Source organism: Streptomyces amakusaensis (assembly GCF_039532665.1).
Classification (GTDB): domain Bacteria; phylum Actinomycetota; class Actinomycetes; order Streptomycetales; family Streptomycetaceae; genus Streptomyces; species Streptomyces amakusaensis.
On record NZ_BAAASB010000030.1, the window covers coordinates 38,107 to 51,256 of the forward strand.

Sequence of the window (13,150 nt, forward strand, 5' to 3'; positions counted from 1 at the left end):
CCCTCCCTGTCCGTTGGTTGGCAGTAAACTATCAGGAACCCTGCCTGATAGATAATGGTCAATGCGGGGGAGCCGATCTGAAAGGATTCCCGCATGCCCGCATCCCCGAGCACCGCACGGGCCATCAACGATCGGCTCGCGCTCGAACTGCTCCAGAGCGAGGGTCCGTTGACGGCCGGACAGCTGAAGACCCTGACCGGACTCTCCCGGCCCACCGTCGCCGATCTGGTGGAACGCCTCCAGGCCTCCGGGCTCGTCGGAGTGGTCGGCGAGACGGGCGCGCGCCGGCGCGGCCCCAACGCCCGGGTGTACGGGATCGTCGCGGACCGGGCCCATCTCGCGGCCCTCGACATCCGCACCGAGGGCGTCTCGCTCGTCGTCGCGGACCTCCTCGGCGAGATCCTCGCCGAGGCCGCGCTCCCCATCGACCGGGACACCGGCCCCGGCCCGGCCGTCGAGCGGACGGTGGCGGTGCTGGAGCGGACCGTGCGGGAGGCGGGCGCGACCAGGCTGCACACCGTCGGCATCGGGGTGCCCGGCCTGATCGACCCGGCCACCGGAGAGCTGCGCGACGCCACGGGCCTGCCCGCCTGGCACCGGCTCCTCGTGGCCGAGCTGCAGAAACGACTCCCCGCGCGGGTGGTGCTGGAGAACGAGACCAATCTCGCCGCCGTCGCGGAGCAGCGCGCGGGCGCGGCGCGCCACCGCGACACCTTCGTCTGTCTCTGGCTCGGCCACGGCGTCGGCGCGGCGCTCTTCCTCGACGGCCGGCTCCGCCGGGGCGCGTCGGGCGGCGCCGGCGAGATCGGCTTCCTCCCGGTGCCCGGCACCGGCGGGCTGCCCTCCGCCCACGGCTGCGAGGGGGGCTTCCACTCCCTGGCGGGGTCGGCGGCGATCTGTCTCCTTGCCGAGGAGTACGGCGTCAAGGCGCCCGACGCGCCGGGCCCGGCCGCGGCGGCGATCGTCGCCGAGGCGGTCGCGGCGGGGGAGGACGCCTTCCTGGACGCGCTCGCCCGGCGGCTGGCCCTGGGGGCGGCGGCGGTGGCCTCCGTGCTCGACCCGGGGTGCGTGGTGCTCGGCGGGGAGGTGGGTCTGGCGGGCGGCGCGGAGCTGGCGGCCCGGGTCGAATCCGCGCTGGCGGAGCTGACCCCGCTGGCCACCCGGGTCAGGGCGGGGGAGCTGGGCGGCGCGGCGGTGCTGCGCGGGGCGCTGCTCACCGCCCGCGACGCGGCGCAGGAGGAGGTCTTCGGCCCGGCTCTCTGAGTACCGGAGCCGTGATCTGTGCCGCGGCCCGGCGCGGAGGGACGCCCGGCGGCGGCAAGGGCCGGGACTCCGCCGCCGGGCGTCCGTCACCCCGCGCGCGTGCGGAGGTCCGCAGAGCGTAAAAGGACTAGACCAGAGGGGTCAATAGGGGGAAATCAAGCCAGTGGGCAAGCTCGTTGGCCGATGCCTGTGAGTCAGACCACACGCTTCACCCGCATGGTCCACACCCTCCCGTGGCAGACTGGCCCTGTATCAGCAGCAGCGCACTCCGGGGTCGGTGAAATTCCGAACCGGCGGTTACAGTCCGCGACCCGTCCGCATCCAGCGGCCGGTTGACCAGGTGAAATTCCTGGACCGACGGTTAAAGTCCGGATGGGAGGCAGTGCGCGGCGGGCGGCCCTTCACGGCACGCCGGCCGTCATCGGCGGCTGATCGCCCTCGCGGCGATCGGTGTGTCCGGCGGCCCGGCGCTGTTGCGTGTCAGGCGTCCCGCTCTCTGTCGTCATCGACAGGCCCCGGAGTCCGTGCCCGAAGAGGCAGGAGGACCCGGTGGCCACCGCAGCCGACACCGCCGCCATGCGCCGAGCCATCGCGCTCGCCGCCCGCGGCCTCGGCTTCACCAGCCCCAACCCGGTCGTGGGATGCGTCATCGCCGACGCCTCCGGAGAGATCACCGGCATCGGCCACCACCAGCGCGCGGGCGGACCCCACGCCGAGGTGCACGCCCTCGCCGCGGCGGGCGCGAGCGCCCGGGGCGGCACCGCGTACGTCACTCTCGAACCCTGCGACCACACCGGCCGCACCGGCCCCTGTACGCGGGCGCTCATCGAGGCCGGCGTCGACCGGGTCGTCTACGCGGTGGGCGACCCCACCCCGCAGGCCACCGGGGGAGCCGAGACCCTGCGGGCGGCCGGCGTCCGGGTCGAGTCCGGCCTGCTCGCGGCCGAGGCGGCGGCGGGCAACGCGGCCTGGCTCACCTCCGTACGCCTGCGCCGCCCCCATGTCCGGTGGAAGTACGCCGCCACCCTCGACGGCCGGATCGCCGCCCGGGACCGCACCAGCCGCTGGATCACCTCGCCCGAGGCCCGCGCCGACGTGCACCGGCTGCGCGCCGAGGCCGACGCGGTCGTGGTCGGCTCCGGAACCCTCACCGCGGACGATCCGCAGCTCGCCGTGCGCGGCGTCGACGGCGCGCGCCAGCCGCTGCGCGTGGTCCTCGACACCCATGCCGTGATCCGGCCCGCGGCCCGCGTCCTGGACGGCGCCGCGCCGACCCTGATCGCCGTGGGCGAGCGCGCCGACACCGGCTCGCTGCCCGGGGTGGACACCGTCCGCCTCCCGGCCGGCGACGGCGGCGGCCTCTCCGTCCACGCCCTGCTGGACGAGTTGTACGCCCGGGGGGTGCGCGCCGTGCTCCTGGAGGGCGGCCCCACCCTCGCGGGGGCCTTCGTCGCCGCCGGAGCCGTCGACGAGGTCGTCGGCTACCTCGCCCCCGTACTCCTCGGCGCGGGCCCAGCCGCCCTCGGCGACGCCGGAATCTCCACCATCGGTGAAGCGTTCCGGCTCAGAACGACGGAAACCGTACGCATCGGCCCGGATCTCCGGATCACGGCCGTCCCCGACACCGCCGACACGGCCGTCCCCGACACCACGGGCCCCGTCCCCGTCATCGCACCCAAGGAGCGCTGAGTGTTCACCGGAATCGTCGAAGAACTGGGTGAGGTCACCGCCGTCGAGGACCTCGGCGACGCGTCCCGCTTCCGTCTGCGCGGCCCCGTGGTCACCGAGGGCGCGAAACACGGCGACTCCATCGCCGTCAACGGCGTCTGCCTCACCGTGGTCGAGACCGGCGGCGGGGAGTTCACCGCCGATGTGATGGCGGAGACCCTGAGCCGCTCCAGCCTCGGCGCCCTCGCCCCCGGCTCCCGGGTCAATCTGGAGCGACCCACACCGGTCGGCGGACGGCTCGGCGGACACATCGTCCAGGGGCACGTCGACGCCACCGGCTCCATCCTCGACCGCACCCCCTCGGAGAACTGGGAGATCGTCAAGATCGCCCTCCCGGCCGCCCTCTCCCGCCATGTCGTGGAGAAGGGCTCCATCACCGTCGACGGGGTCAGTCTCACCGTCGTGGAGGCGGGCTCCGACCACTTCACCGTGAGCCTCATCCCCACCACCCTCGCGCTGACCACCCTCGGCCTCAAGGGCAAGGGCGACCCGGTCAACCTCGAGGTCGACATCATCGCCAAGTACGTCGAACGACTGCTCGGATCCCGAATCGAGGGGATCGCGCCATGAGCGCCCTGTCCACCCTGAACTCCGTCGCCTTCACCGCCTTCGGCCAGGACATCAAATGGTCCGACATGATCGGCAACACGATCGGTCTGGCCGCCCTGGCGCTCGGCTGGCGGCGCTCGATCTGGACCTGGCCCGCCCAGCTGCTCTCCGGCGTCGTCCTGATCGCCGCCTACGCCTCCGCCGAGCTGAGCGGCGGGGTCGGCAAGCAGTTCCTCGTCATCCTCGTCGCGCTCTGGGGCTGGCGGCAGTGGTCCCGGGGCAGCCGGCAGGCCCAGGACGGCTCCATCGCCGTCCGCTTCGCCACCTGGAAGGAGCGCGGGCTGCTCATCGGCGGAGCGGTCCTCGGCACCCTCGCCGTCGGCGGCCTCTTCACCCTCTACCCGTCGCTGTCCTGGAGCCCCTGGGCCGACGCGTACATCTTCGTCGGCACTCTCGTCGCCATGGTCGCCCAGGCCCGCGGCCTGATCGAGTTCTGGTTCGCCTGGCTGCTGGTCGACATCGTCGGCGTACCGCTCGCTTTCAGCAGCGGCCTCGCCTTCTCCGGACTGGTCTACGTCATCTACTTCGCGCTCGTCCTGTGGGGCATGCGCGACTGGTGGCTGCGCTCCCGCACCCCGGTTCTGAAAGGAGCCCCGGCATGACCTCCCTCCCCCTGGAATCGGCGGCACCCGCCACCCCCCTCCCGCCGCGCCCGGCCGAGGGGGCGGCCCCCACCTGGTACTCGACCGACAACCGCGAGGACTTCGCCCTCGACCCGGTCGAGCAGGCCATCCGTGACATCGCCGAGGGCCGTCCCGTCGTGGTCGTGGACGACGAGAGCCGCGAGAACGAGGGCGATCTCGTCATCGCCGCCGAGAAGGCCACCCCCGAGGTCGTCGCCTTCATGATGAGCGAGTGCCGCGGGCTGATCTGCGCCCCCATGGAGAGCGACGAGCTGAACCGGCTCGAACTCCCCCAGATGGTGGAGCGCAACACCGAGTCCATGCAGACGGCCTTCACCGTCTCCGTCGACGCCTCCGCCGCCCACGGCGTCACCACCGGCATCTCCGCCGCCGACCGCGCCACCACCCTCCAACTGCTGGCCGGCGGCACCGCCTCGGCCGCCGACTTCGTACGCCCCGGCCATGTCTTCCCGCTCCGCGCCAAGCGGGGCGGCGTCCTCGTCCGCAACGGCCACACCGAGGCCGCCGTCGACCTCGCCCGGCTCGCGGGACTGCGCCCCGCCGGGGCCATCGTGGAGATCGCCGGCGAGGACGGCGTCATGCTGCGCCTGCCCGAGCTGGTCCCCTTCGCCCGCAAGCACGGACTGACGATCATCTCCATCGAGGACCTCGTCGCCCACCGGCTCGCCACCGAGCCCACCGTCCAGCGCGAGGCCGCCGTCGACCTGCCGACCTCCTTCGGCCGCTTCACCGCCTACGGCTACCGCTCCACCATCGACGGCGTGGAGCACGTCGCCCTCGTCCACGGCGACATCGGCGACGGCGAGAACCTCCTCGTCCGCGTCCACTCCGAGTGCCTGACCGGCGACATCTTCCACTCGCTGCGCTGCGACTGCGGCCCCCAGCTGCACGCCTCCATGGACCGGATCACCGAGGCCGGCCGGGGCGTCGTGGTCTATCTCCGCGGCCACGAGGGCCGGGGCATCGGGCTGCTGCCCAAGCTCCGCGCGTACGAACTCCAGGAGCGAGGCCGCGACACCCTCGACGCCAACCTCGAACTCGGACTGCCCGCCGACGCCCGCGACTACGCGGCCGGCGCGCAGATCCTCGCCGACCTCGGCGTGCGGAGCGTACGGCTGATGACCAACAACCCCGACAAGATCACCGCGCTGGTGCGGTACGGCCTCACCGTCCACGGCCGGGAGTCGATGCCCGTTCAGGCGGGCGAGCACAATCTCCGCTATCTGCGCACCAAGCGCGACCGGATGGGCCACGATCTGCCCGGTCTCGACGCGTCCACCGCGTCCGCCTGCGGAAATCAGTAGAAGACAGCCACCGGGAACCACCGGCATCACGAGCATCACCACCGAACGCACACGAGAACCACGAGAACCACGAGAACCACGAGAACTCTGAGGAGAAGCGTGAGTGGCAAGGGCGCACCCGAACTGTCCGTACGCAACGTCGGCGACCTCCGTGTCGCCGTCATCGCGGCCCTCTGGCACGAGAGGATCATGGACGGGCTCGTCGACGGGGCCCTGCGCGCCCTGGGCGAGCTGGGCATCGACGAACCGACCCTGCTGAGGGTCCCCGGCAGCTTCGAACTCCCCGTGGTCGCCAAGGTGCTCGCGGGCCGGGGCTACGACGCGATCGTCGCGCTCGGCGTCGTCATCCGGGGCGGCACCCCGCACTTCGAGTACGTGTGCCAGGGCGTCACCCAGGGCCTGACCCAGGTCTCGGTGGACACCGGCGTCCCCATCGGCTTCGGCGTGCTCACCTGCGACACGGAGGAGCAGGCGCTCGCCCGGGCGGGGATCGAAGGGTCGACCGAGGACAAGGGCCACGAAGCGGTCACCGCCGCCGTGGCCACCGCCGCCACCCTGCGCTCGGTCAGCGAACCCTGGCGCTGAACCGGCCGCCCGTACCCCGTACCCTGAGACCATCATGGCGAACAAAACCTTCGAAGAACTCTTCGCCGAGCTGCGGCTCAAGGCGGAGAACGGCGACCCGGCCACGTCCCGCACCGCCGAGCTGGTGGAGAAGGGCGTCCATGCCATCGGCAAGAAGGTCGTCGAGGAGGCCGCCGAAGTCTGGATGGCCGCCGAGTACGAGGGCAAGGAAGCCGCCGCCGAGGAGATCTCGCAGCTGCTCTACCACGTCCAGGTGATGATGGTGGCGCGCGGGATCTCCCTGGACGACGTCTACGCCCACCTCTGATCCACCACCGGCCCGCTCCCCTCCACCCGCCTGCCTGCCTACGTAAGGAAGCCGACCTCATGCTGCGCATCGCCATTCCCAACAAGGGTTCACTGTCCGGACCTGCGTCGGCGATGCTCCATGAGGCCGGCTACCAGCAGCGCAAGGAGTCCAAGGAGCTGGTCCTGGTCGACCCGGAGAACGAGGTCGAGTTCTTCTACCTCCGCCCCCGCGACATCGCGATCTACGTCAGCACCGGCCGTCTGGACATCGGCATCACCGGCCGCGATCTGCTGCTCGACTCCGGAGCGGGGGCCGAGGAGATCCTCCAGCTCGGCTTCGCCCGCTCCACCTTCCGCTACGCCACCAGGCCGGGCACGGCCAAGGGCGTCGAGGACTTCGGCGGCATGACCGTCGCCACCTCCTACGAGGGCATCGTCGCCAAGCACCTCGCCGACAACGCCATCGACGCCTCCGTGGTCCACCTCGACGGCGCGGTCGAGACCGCGATCGAACTGGGCGTCGCCCAGATCATCGCCGATGTGGTCGAGACCGGGACCTCGCTGCGCAACGCGGGCCTCGAAGTCATCGGCGAGCCGATCATGACCTCCGAGGCCGTGGTCATCCGCCGCACCGGGGCCGACACCGAGGACCCCAAGGTGCGGCAGTTCCTCCGCCGCCTCCAGGGCGTCCTGGTCGCCCGCTCCTACGTGATGATGGACTACGACTGCCGCGTCGAGCACCTCGAACAGGCCGTCGCCCTCACCCCGGGTCTCGAATCGCCGACGATCTCCCCCCTGCACCACGAGGGATGGGTCGCCGTCCGCTCCATGGTCGCCGCCAAGGAGGCGCAGCGGATCATGGACGATCTGTACGAGCTGGGCGCGCGGGCCATCCTCACCACCGCCATCCACGCCTGCCGGCTCTGAGGATCACCGACACCATGTCCAGCAGCCCCGCCACCCGTAACGACACCCTCCCGGTGACCTTCCGCCCCACCCGTACCCGAGTCCTCCTGCTGACCATGGGCGTGGCGATGTTCGCCGTCGTCGCCTTCGTCGGTCTCACGCTGGAACGGCTGAACACGGGGGAGCGGATCAGCTTCGTCTTCACCGGTCTGCTCTTCCTCGGGGTCCTCATCCTGCTCAGCAGGCCCAAGGTGGTCGCCGACGACCAGGGTGTCACGGTCACCAACATCACCGGGGTGCGCCGGCTGGAGTGGGCGGAGATCGTCCGGGTCAACCTCCGCCCGGGTGACCCCTGGGTCTTCCTCGATCTGAGCGACGGCACCAGCCTGCCGGTCCTCGGTATCCAGCCCGGGGTAGCCAGGGAGCAGGCCATCACCGACGCCCGCGCCCTGCGCGCGCTCGTCGACGAGCGCGCGGGCCGGCCGTCCGCTTCCTAGTGCCGCATCAGACAACGTCCGCCCTGTCGGAGGCCCTGCCCGCCGACGGCTTCGGCCGCTGGCGATAATCGACCGATGAATGCCGTCGAACGCCCTTTGCCGCCCCTGAACGCCGACGAGCGCACCGTGCTCGAAAGCTGGCTCGACTTTCACCGCGCCACCCTCGCCATGAAGTGCGAGGGCCTGGACGACGGGCAGGCCGCCGTCGCGTCCGTGCCACCGTCCGGCTTCACCTTGACCGGCCTCGTCCAGCACATGGCAGAGGTGGAGCGGAACTGGTTCCGCCGAGTGTTCGCCGGAGAACAGGCCCCGCCCATCTACGACCCGCAGGCCGACCCGTCTGCCCCCGACGGCGGCTTCAAACTGGCCGAGGGCGCCTCACTGCACGACGCCCTCGCCACCTGGCAGGCGGAGATCGCCCGCGCCCGCGAGCTCTGCGCCGACCGTGCCCTGACCGACACAGGCCGCTTCATGGAGCAGGACGTCAACCTCCGCTGGATCCACGTCCACATGATCGAGGAGTACGCCCGCCACAACGGCCACGCCGACCTGCTCCGGGAGCGCATCGACGGCACCACCGGCGTATGACGCCAGATCAGGTCGCGCCCGCCCTGTGGTGAGTGACGAGCCGCCGGGTTCCGTGCCGGGCGGCGCGTCGTGCCAGGGTGATGCGCGGCATGATCCGTCGCTGCGTCCTCAGGCGAAACCGCCACAACACCCACGAACCCCTACGCCAAGTCGTCGACAGGACGAACGTTGCCTGACGCGGCACTGGCTCAGCCGGCCGGGGGCTCCTGAGGTCCCCGGTCGCGCGGGCCCCGGCCGGAGAGCACCTCGCCGTACGCCTGCATCAGATCGGGCAGCCGCAGCGTGGCGAGATCCTCCCGGGTGGGCGTGCCCGGATAGCCGGACAGCCGCAGATCGCGGTAGGCGCAGCTCTTCTCGTACAGGGTCCGCAGAAAGCGGCCGTTGCCCAGCTCGTCGATCCAGCTCTGGTCGACCACATGGCCGCTGATGGAGCGCAGTTCGTCCACGGCCTCCTCGTCCCACACATCGCCGTTCTCGGCGGCCAGCACCTCGCCGATCGAGGTCAGCTCCAGCGGGCGGTACGAGGGGAAGTCGACCCGGGTGGTGAAGCGCGAGGTGAGCCCGGGGTTGGCGGCGAGCAGCCGATCCATGCCCTCGGGGTAGCCCGCCAGGATGACCACGAGGTGGTCGCGATTGTCCTCGGCGCGCTTCAGCAGCACCTGGAGGGCCTCGTCGCCGTAGGCGTCGCCCTTGGTGTAGCCGGAGTTGGCCAGGCTGTAGGCCTCGTCCACGAAGAGGACACCGCCGAGCGCCGAGTCGATCAGCTCATTGGCCTTCACCGCCGTCTGGCCGAGGAATTCGCCCACCATGTCCGAGCGCTGGGCCTCCACCAGATGGTCGCCGCCGAGCAGACCGAGGGCGTAGAAGACCCTGCCGAGGATCCGGGCGACGGTGGTCTTCCCGGTGCCCGAGGGCCCGGAGAAGATGAAATGGCGTTTCGGCGGCTGCACCGGCAGCCCCTGACCGGCCCGCAGCCGGGCCATCTCCAGCTGCGCCGAGAGCGCCTTGACCTGCCGTTTCACCGGTTCAAGGCCGACCATCCGCTCCAGCTCGGCCAGTGCCTCGGCGAGCAGCGCGGGATCGGTGGGGCCCGAGGGCAGCAGGGTGGGGGAGTCCGGCCCCGCGCCCTGGGTCCGCCGTCTGATCGCGTCGGACGGCGGGCCGGGCGGGGTCGCGCCGGGCAGCTGGCTCTGCTGGTCGGGCCCGGGGCGGGCCTCGGCCGGGACGGTCCCCTCGGCCTCCACGGCCTCGGCCGCCCGCTCCTGGAGGGGTTCGGGGCCGAATCCGGCGAGGGAGACGGCGAGCCCGGCCGACTCGTCGTAGCCGTCGATCCCGTCGTACTCGGCGATCGCCGTCAGCCGGGCCGAGGTGTCCATGAAGGCGGGGTCGACACGGTGCACCGCGCGGTACAGCGGAAGGGCGGCCGCACTGCGGCCGGTGCCCTCATGGGCCCGCGCCAGCCAGTAGCGCAGCTCCTTGCGCTGGGGCTGTTCGCTGCGGCAGCGCATCAGGGCCGCCGACAGCAGCGGCTCGGCCTGTCCGTACATCTCCAGCCGCACCCGGGCCATGCCGCCGAAGAGACCGGCCTCGATGCCCAGCAGCGCGTCGCCGACCAGGGGTTCGGTGTGGCGGACCAACTCCTCCCAGTCCTTGACGAGATAGGCGCGGCAGGCGTGCAGAAAGCGGACCTGGGGGTCGGCGTCCACGGGCGGCAGCCCGGCCAGCGCCCGGTCCAGATCGGGCACATGGCGGCCGTCGAGCCAGTGGGAGGCGTGCGCGAGCAGCAGATCGCGCGGGGTCTCCAGGACCGGCTGGACCCACCAGCCGAGCCAGTACCAGGAGTTGAGGGTGCGCCGGTGGCGGGAGCGCTGCTCGCCGAAGCGGTCGCGGGAGCGGTACATCCGCAGCAGCGCGTTGGAGGTGTCGACGCGCAGCGCGTGCAGTCCCAGCCAGCCGTCGGCCATGCCGGGGTCGAGCTGTACGGCGGTCCGGAACTCGTCCTCCGCCTGGGGGTAGGCCCCCATGGTGTACGCGTCCACGCCGCGCACCCAGGCGAGGTCTGCGGGGGCCGGTGCGCCCTGCGTGCCGATGTCCATCAGGCCCCCCACAAAGTGCACCTGCGCCGTGTCCGGGAGGACGTCCCCCGGCCCGCCGTCGGCGGGTGACGGCGGCCAAGGCACCGAACCGCCGTTCCTTGGACGGGATTTGACCCCAACGAAGGGCATCGTACCTGCGAGGAGACGCCGAGATTAAGGGTGCCGTCAAGTGATCCGGATCGCGGTGACCGAGGGTGAGGAAGAGGTGTCGCGGTTGGCGGATCCGGGCGGAGAAGAAGGGCAGAACGAAGCCCCCGGTCACGGGGGAACAACCGGGGGCTTCGCGTCCGAGTCGGCCTTCAAGGCCGCACATTGAGAACGTAAGACCTGTATGGCCCCTTGGTCAAGCGGAGTTCGGGCCCCCTGGGGGCGGTTTTCCGACGACTCCCCACCCCACCGCAGGGTGGTCACCCAGTGTGATGATCTGGTTCTGACGTGCGTTTGTTCGGGGCCCTGGGAGCAACTCGTACCCCTGGGGGCGCTCACGTACCAGCGCATCCGCGAAAGGGCGCGACGGGTCGGCCGAGAAATGGCGTGTCTCCGCCGCCGTCCAGCCGTCCCAGAAGGCGGTCAGCCCCTCGCCGTCCCGCCGCCGGCCGCGGAGCCAGGAGTCCTCGGCGTCCCGCTCCATCCACAGCAGTGCCGCCAGGTGGGGCCGGAGCGCCCGGCGGCCGGCCCCCACGCCCTCGATCAGGACGACGGGCGCGGTGGGCAGGGCGCGCGCCGGGGTGAAGCGGCGCTCGTTCCAGTCGTACGGGGCGTAGCGCGCGTCCGCCCCCCGGGCCAGGGGCCCGATCACCTGGTCGAACAGCCGGCCCGTCCAGTCGAAGAGCTCCTCGTGGCTGGCCAGATCGTCCAGGTGCAGTACGGGGACGGGGACGGGGACGGGGGCCTCGGGGCCGGGGAGGCGCGCCAGCGCCTCCCGGAGCCGGGCGGTGAAGGTGCTCTTGCCGGAGCCCGCGTGGCCGTCGACCGCGACCAGCCGTACCGGGCCGCAGGACGGCGGCCGTGCGCGCAGCGTTCGGGCGAGTCGGTCGAGATCCTCCATTCGGCCAGCCTACGGCGGGCGGACGCCGCAGGTCACACCAGTGGTCCAGGCCAATACTGGGGTGCGGGAAGGGGGTCGGAACGCTGGCCGGGACCCGTCGGCAGCGGCGATAGTGGCCCCCGTCGAGTCCAACCGGCCGAGCGTCACCGACCTGGGGGTTCCATTGGCCACTTCGCGCAGAACCGTGCTGAGCGCCGCGATCGCGGCGGCCGCGGGAGCGGGAGCGCTCTCCACCGCGTCCGCCGCCGCCCTTCCCGTCCCAGCTCTTTCCGTACCCGCGACTCTGCCCGCCGGACGGCCGCCGCGTCCGCCCCGGCCGCACCGGATGCCCCCGACCGTGGACAACCGCTTCTGGTCCTCGTACGCCGACTGGCGCTCCGGCGACCGGGAGGGCGTCCGGGCCGTCGCCGGACGCCGCTCCGGCCTGGTGATCACCCGCCCGGCCGGGCTGCTGGAGTACGCCGATCCGCACACCGGGCGGACCGAGAGCTGGGAGTACGCCACCTGGACCTCGCCCGAGCACTGCCCGGAGGTCCCCGCGACCGAGGTCATCGCCTCCTGGAACGCCGAGACCCCGGCCGGCACCTGGCTCCAGACCGAGCTGAGGGGCGTCTACTCCGACGGCACGGCCTCGCCGTGGTTCGTGCTGGGACGCTGGGCCTCGGGCGACCAGGACATCGGACGCACCTCGCTGGACGGCCAGTCCGACGGCCGGGCCTCCGTCTGGACCGACACCCTCTCGATCGACGACGCCGCGAACGGGCCGCGGCTGCGCTCGTACCGGCTGCGGCTCACCCTCCACCGCAGGCCGGGCAGCCGGCTCACCCCCACGGTCCACCGGGCCGGGGCGATGGCCTCCGACGTACCGGACCGCTTCACGGTGCCCGCGACACCTGTGACACGGCCGGGTGCCGCGCGCGAGCTGGAGGTGCCGCGCTACTCCCAGAACATCCACATCGGCCGCTACCCGGAGTACGACAACGGCGGCGAGGCGTGGTGCAGCCCCGCCTCCTCACAGATGATCATCGAGTACTGGGGCCGCCGCCCCACCCCCGGCGATCTCGCCTGGGTCGACCCGGCCTTCGACGACCCCCAGGTCTGCCACGCGGCCCGGTCCACCTACGACCATCAGTACCGGGGCTGCGGCAACTGGCCCTTCAACGCCGCCTACGCGGCGTCCCACCCCGGGATGAACGCGGTCGTCACCCGGCTGACCTCGCTGACCGACCTGGAGCGGCTGATCGCGGCGGGCATCCCCGTGATCACCTCGCAGTCCTTCCTCAAGGAGGAGCTGACCGGCGCGGGCTACGGCACCGCGGGCCATCTGATGACCGTGATCGGGTTCACCCCCGAGGGCGATGTGATCGCCAACGATCCCGCGTCCGACTCCAACGAGGAGGTACGGAGGGTCTACCGCCGCCGGGAATGGGAGAACATCTGGCTCCGTACCAAGCGGTACAACGCGAGCGGGAAAGTGTCGTCCGGCACAGGAGGCGTCTGCTACCTCTACTGGCCCGAGCGCCCCACGCCCGCCCAGCGCCGGGCTCTGGACGCTCTCGGGGTGCGCTGACGCCGGGCGCGGCCCCGGGGCCGG

At 72.1% G+C, this 13,150-nt stretch carries 13 protein-coding genes and 1 riboswitch; of the genes, 11 read left to right on the forward strand and 2 right to left on the reverse strand.

The genetic code is table 11. The features are described from left to right. Positions 1-93: 93 nt before the first annotated feature. From ABD371_RS33390 to ABD371_RS33435, 10 genes are all read left to right on the forward strand, one after another. Positions 94-1,263: an ROK family transcriptional regulator gene (locus ABD371_RS33390; RefSeq protein ID WP_344485639.1), complete on the forward strand. Its 1,170-nt coding sequence runs from the start codon at positions 94-96 to the stop codon at positions 1,261-1,263. A 259-nt stretch (positions 1,264-1,522) separates the two neighbouring features. After that, positions 1,523-1,653: riboswitch (FMN riboswitch) on the forward strand. 159 nt (positions 1,654-1,812) lie between these two features. Then, positions 1,813-2,952, forward strand: a complete 1,140-nt coding sequence (ribD, locus tag ABD371_RS33395; protein ID WP_344485642.1) for a bifunctional diaminohydroxyphosphoribosylaminopyrimidine deaminase/5-amino-6-(5-phosphoribosylamino)uracil reductase RibD — start codon at positions 1,813-1,815, stop codon at positions 2,950-2,952. Next, the gene (locus ABD371_RS33400) at positions 2,953-3,561 is read left to right on the forward strand and encodes a riboflavin synthase (RefSeq protein WP_344485645.1); all 609 of its coding nucleotides are present in this window, start codon (positions 2,953-2,955) and stop codon (positions 3,559-3,561) included. After that, a complete protein-coding gene (locus ABD371_RS33405; protein WP_344485648.1) occupies positions 3,558-4,202 on the forward strand; it encodes a nicotinamide mononucleotide transporter family protein in 645 nt (214 codons plus the stop codon). Before ABD371_RS33400 ends, ABD371_RS33405 begins: the two co-directional genes overlap by 4 nt. Next, positions 4,199-5,548 (forward strand): bifunctional 3,4-dihydroxy-2-butanone-4-phosphate synthase/GTP cyclohydrolase II, encoded by a 1,350-nt coding sequence (locus ABD371_RS33410; RefSeq protein ID WP_344485650.1) that lies wholly within the window; start codon positions 4,199-4,201, stop codon positions 5,546-5,548. The genes ABD371_RS33405 and ABD371_RS33410 overlap by 4 nt, the downstream gene beginning before the upstream one ends. Before the next feature lie 99 nt (positions 5,549-5,647). Continuing rightward, positions 5,648-6,133: a 6,7-dimethyl-8-ribityllumazine synthase gene (gene ribH / locus ABD371_RS33415; protein WP_344485652.1), complete on the forward strand. Its 486-nt coding sequence runs from the start codon at positions 5,648-5,650 to the stop codon at positions 6,131-6,133. Between the two features lie 34 nt (positions 6,134-6,167). Then, positions 6,168-6,440, forward strand: coding sequence for a phosphoribosyl-ATP diphosphatase (locus tag ABD371_RS33420; RefSeq protein ID WP_190126504.1), 273 nt, complete (start codon positions 6,168-6,170; stop codon positions 6,438-6,440). Between the two features lie 59 nt (positions 6,441-6,499). Beyond that, a complete protein-coding gene (hisG, locus tag ABD371_RS33425) occupies positions 6,500-7,348 on the forward strand; it encodes an ATP phosphoribosyltransferase (protein ID WP_344485656.1) in 849 nt (282 codons plus the stop codon). Between the two features lie 14 nt (positions 7,349-7,362). After that, the gene (locus ABD371_RS33430; protein WP_344485659.1) at positions 7,363-7,824 is read left to right on the forward strand and encodes a PH domain-containing protein; all 462 of its coding nucleotides are present in this window, start codon (positions 7,363-7,365) and stop codon (positions 7,822-7,824) included. Positions 7,825-7,899: 75 nt separating this feature from the next. Beyond that, complete coding sequence (locus ABD371_RS33435) at positions 7,900-8,412, forward strand: DinB family protein (RefSeq protein ID WP_344485662.1); 513 nt, start codon at positions 7,900-7,902, stop codon at positions 8,410-8,412. Between the two features lie 188 nt (positions 8,413-8,600). Here ABD371_RS33435 and ABD371_RS33440 read toward each other — a convergent pair whose 3' ends face one another. Then, positions 8,601-10,508, reverse strand: coding sequence for an AAA family ATPase (locus ABD371_RS33440; protein ID WP_344485665.1), 1,908 nt, complete (start codon positions 10,506-10,508; stop codon positions 8,601-8,603). A gap of 343 nt (positions 10,509-10,851) precedes the next feature. After that, positions 10,852-11,556: a uridine kinase family protein gene (locus tag ABD371_RS33445; protein ID WP_344485668.1), complete on the reverse strand. Its 705-nt coding sequence runs from the start codon at positions 11,554-11,556 to the stop codon at positions 10,852-10,854. Between the two features lie 163 nt (positions 11,557-11,719). On the opposite strand from ABD371_RS33445, the gene ABD371_RS33450 reads away from it, so the two are divergent. Continuing rightward, the gene (locus ABD371_RS33450) at positions 11,720-13,126 is read left to right on the forward strand and encodes a C39 family peptidase (protein ID WP_344485671.1); all 1,407 of its coding nucleotides are present in this window, start codon (positions 11,720-11,722) and stop codon (positions 13,124-13,126) included. Positions 13,127-13,150 lie beyond the last annotated feature (24 nt).

Excerpts from the sequence above, each read along its gene's own strand:
- ABD371_RS33390 (WP_344485639.1), top strand. The coding sequence starts at position 94 with ATGCCCGCATCCCCGAGCACCGCACGGGCCATCAACGATCGGCTCGCG.
- ABD371_RS33405 (WP_344485648.1), top strand. The coding sequence starts at position 3,558 with ATGAGCGCCCTGTCCACCCTGAACTCCGTCGCCTTCACCGCCTTCGGC.
- ABD371_RS33410 (WP_344485650.1), top strand. The coding sequence starts at position 4,199 with ATGACCTCCCTCCCCCTGGAATCGGCGGCACCCGCCACCCCCCTCCCG.
- ABD371_RS33420 (WP_190126504.1), top strand. The coding sequence starts at position 6,168 with ATGGCGAACAAAACCTTCGAAGAACTCTTCGCCGAGCTGCGGCTCAAG.
- hisG (WP_344485656.1), top strand. The coding sequence starts at position 6,500 with ATGCTGCGCATCGCCATTCCCAACAAGGGTTCACTGTCCGGACCTGCG.
- ABD371_RS33430 (WP_344485659.1), top strand. The coding sequence starts at position 7,363 with ATGTCCAGCAGCCCCGCCACCCGTAACGACACCCTCCCGGTGACCTTC.
- ABD371_RS33435 (WP_344485662.1), top strand. The coding sequence starts at position 7,900 with ATGAATGCCGTCGAACGCCCTTTGCCGCCCCTGAACGCCGACGAGCGC.
- ABD371_RS33440 (WP_344485665.1), bottom strand. The coding sequence starts at position 10,508 with ATGGACATCGGCACGCAGGGCGCACCGGCCCCCGCAGACCTCGCCTGG.
- ABD371_RS33445 (WP_344485668.1), bottom strand. The coding sequence starts at position 11,556 with ATGGAGGATCTCGACCGACTCGCCCGAACGCTGCGCGCACGGCCGCCG.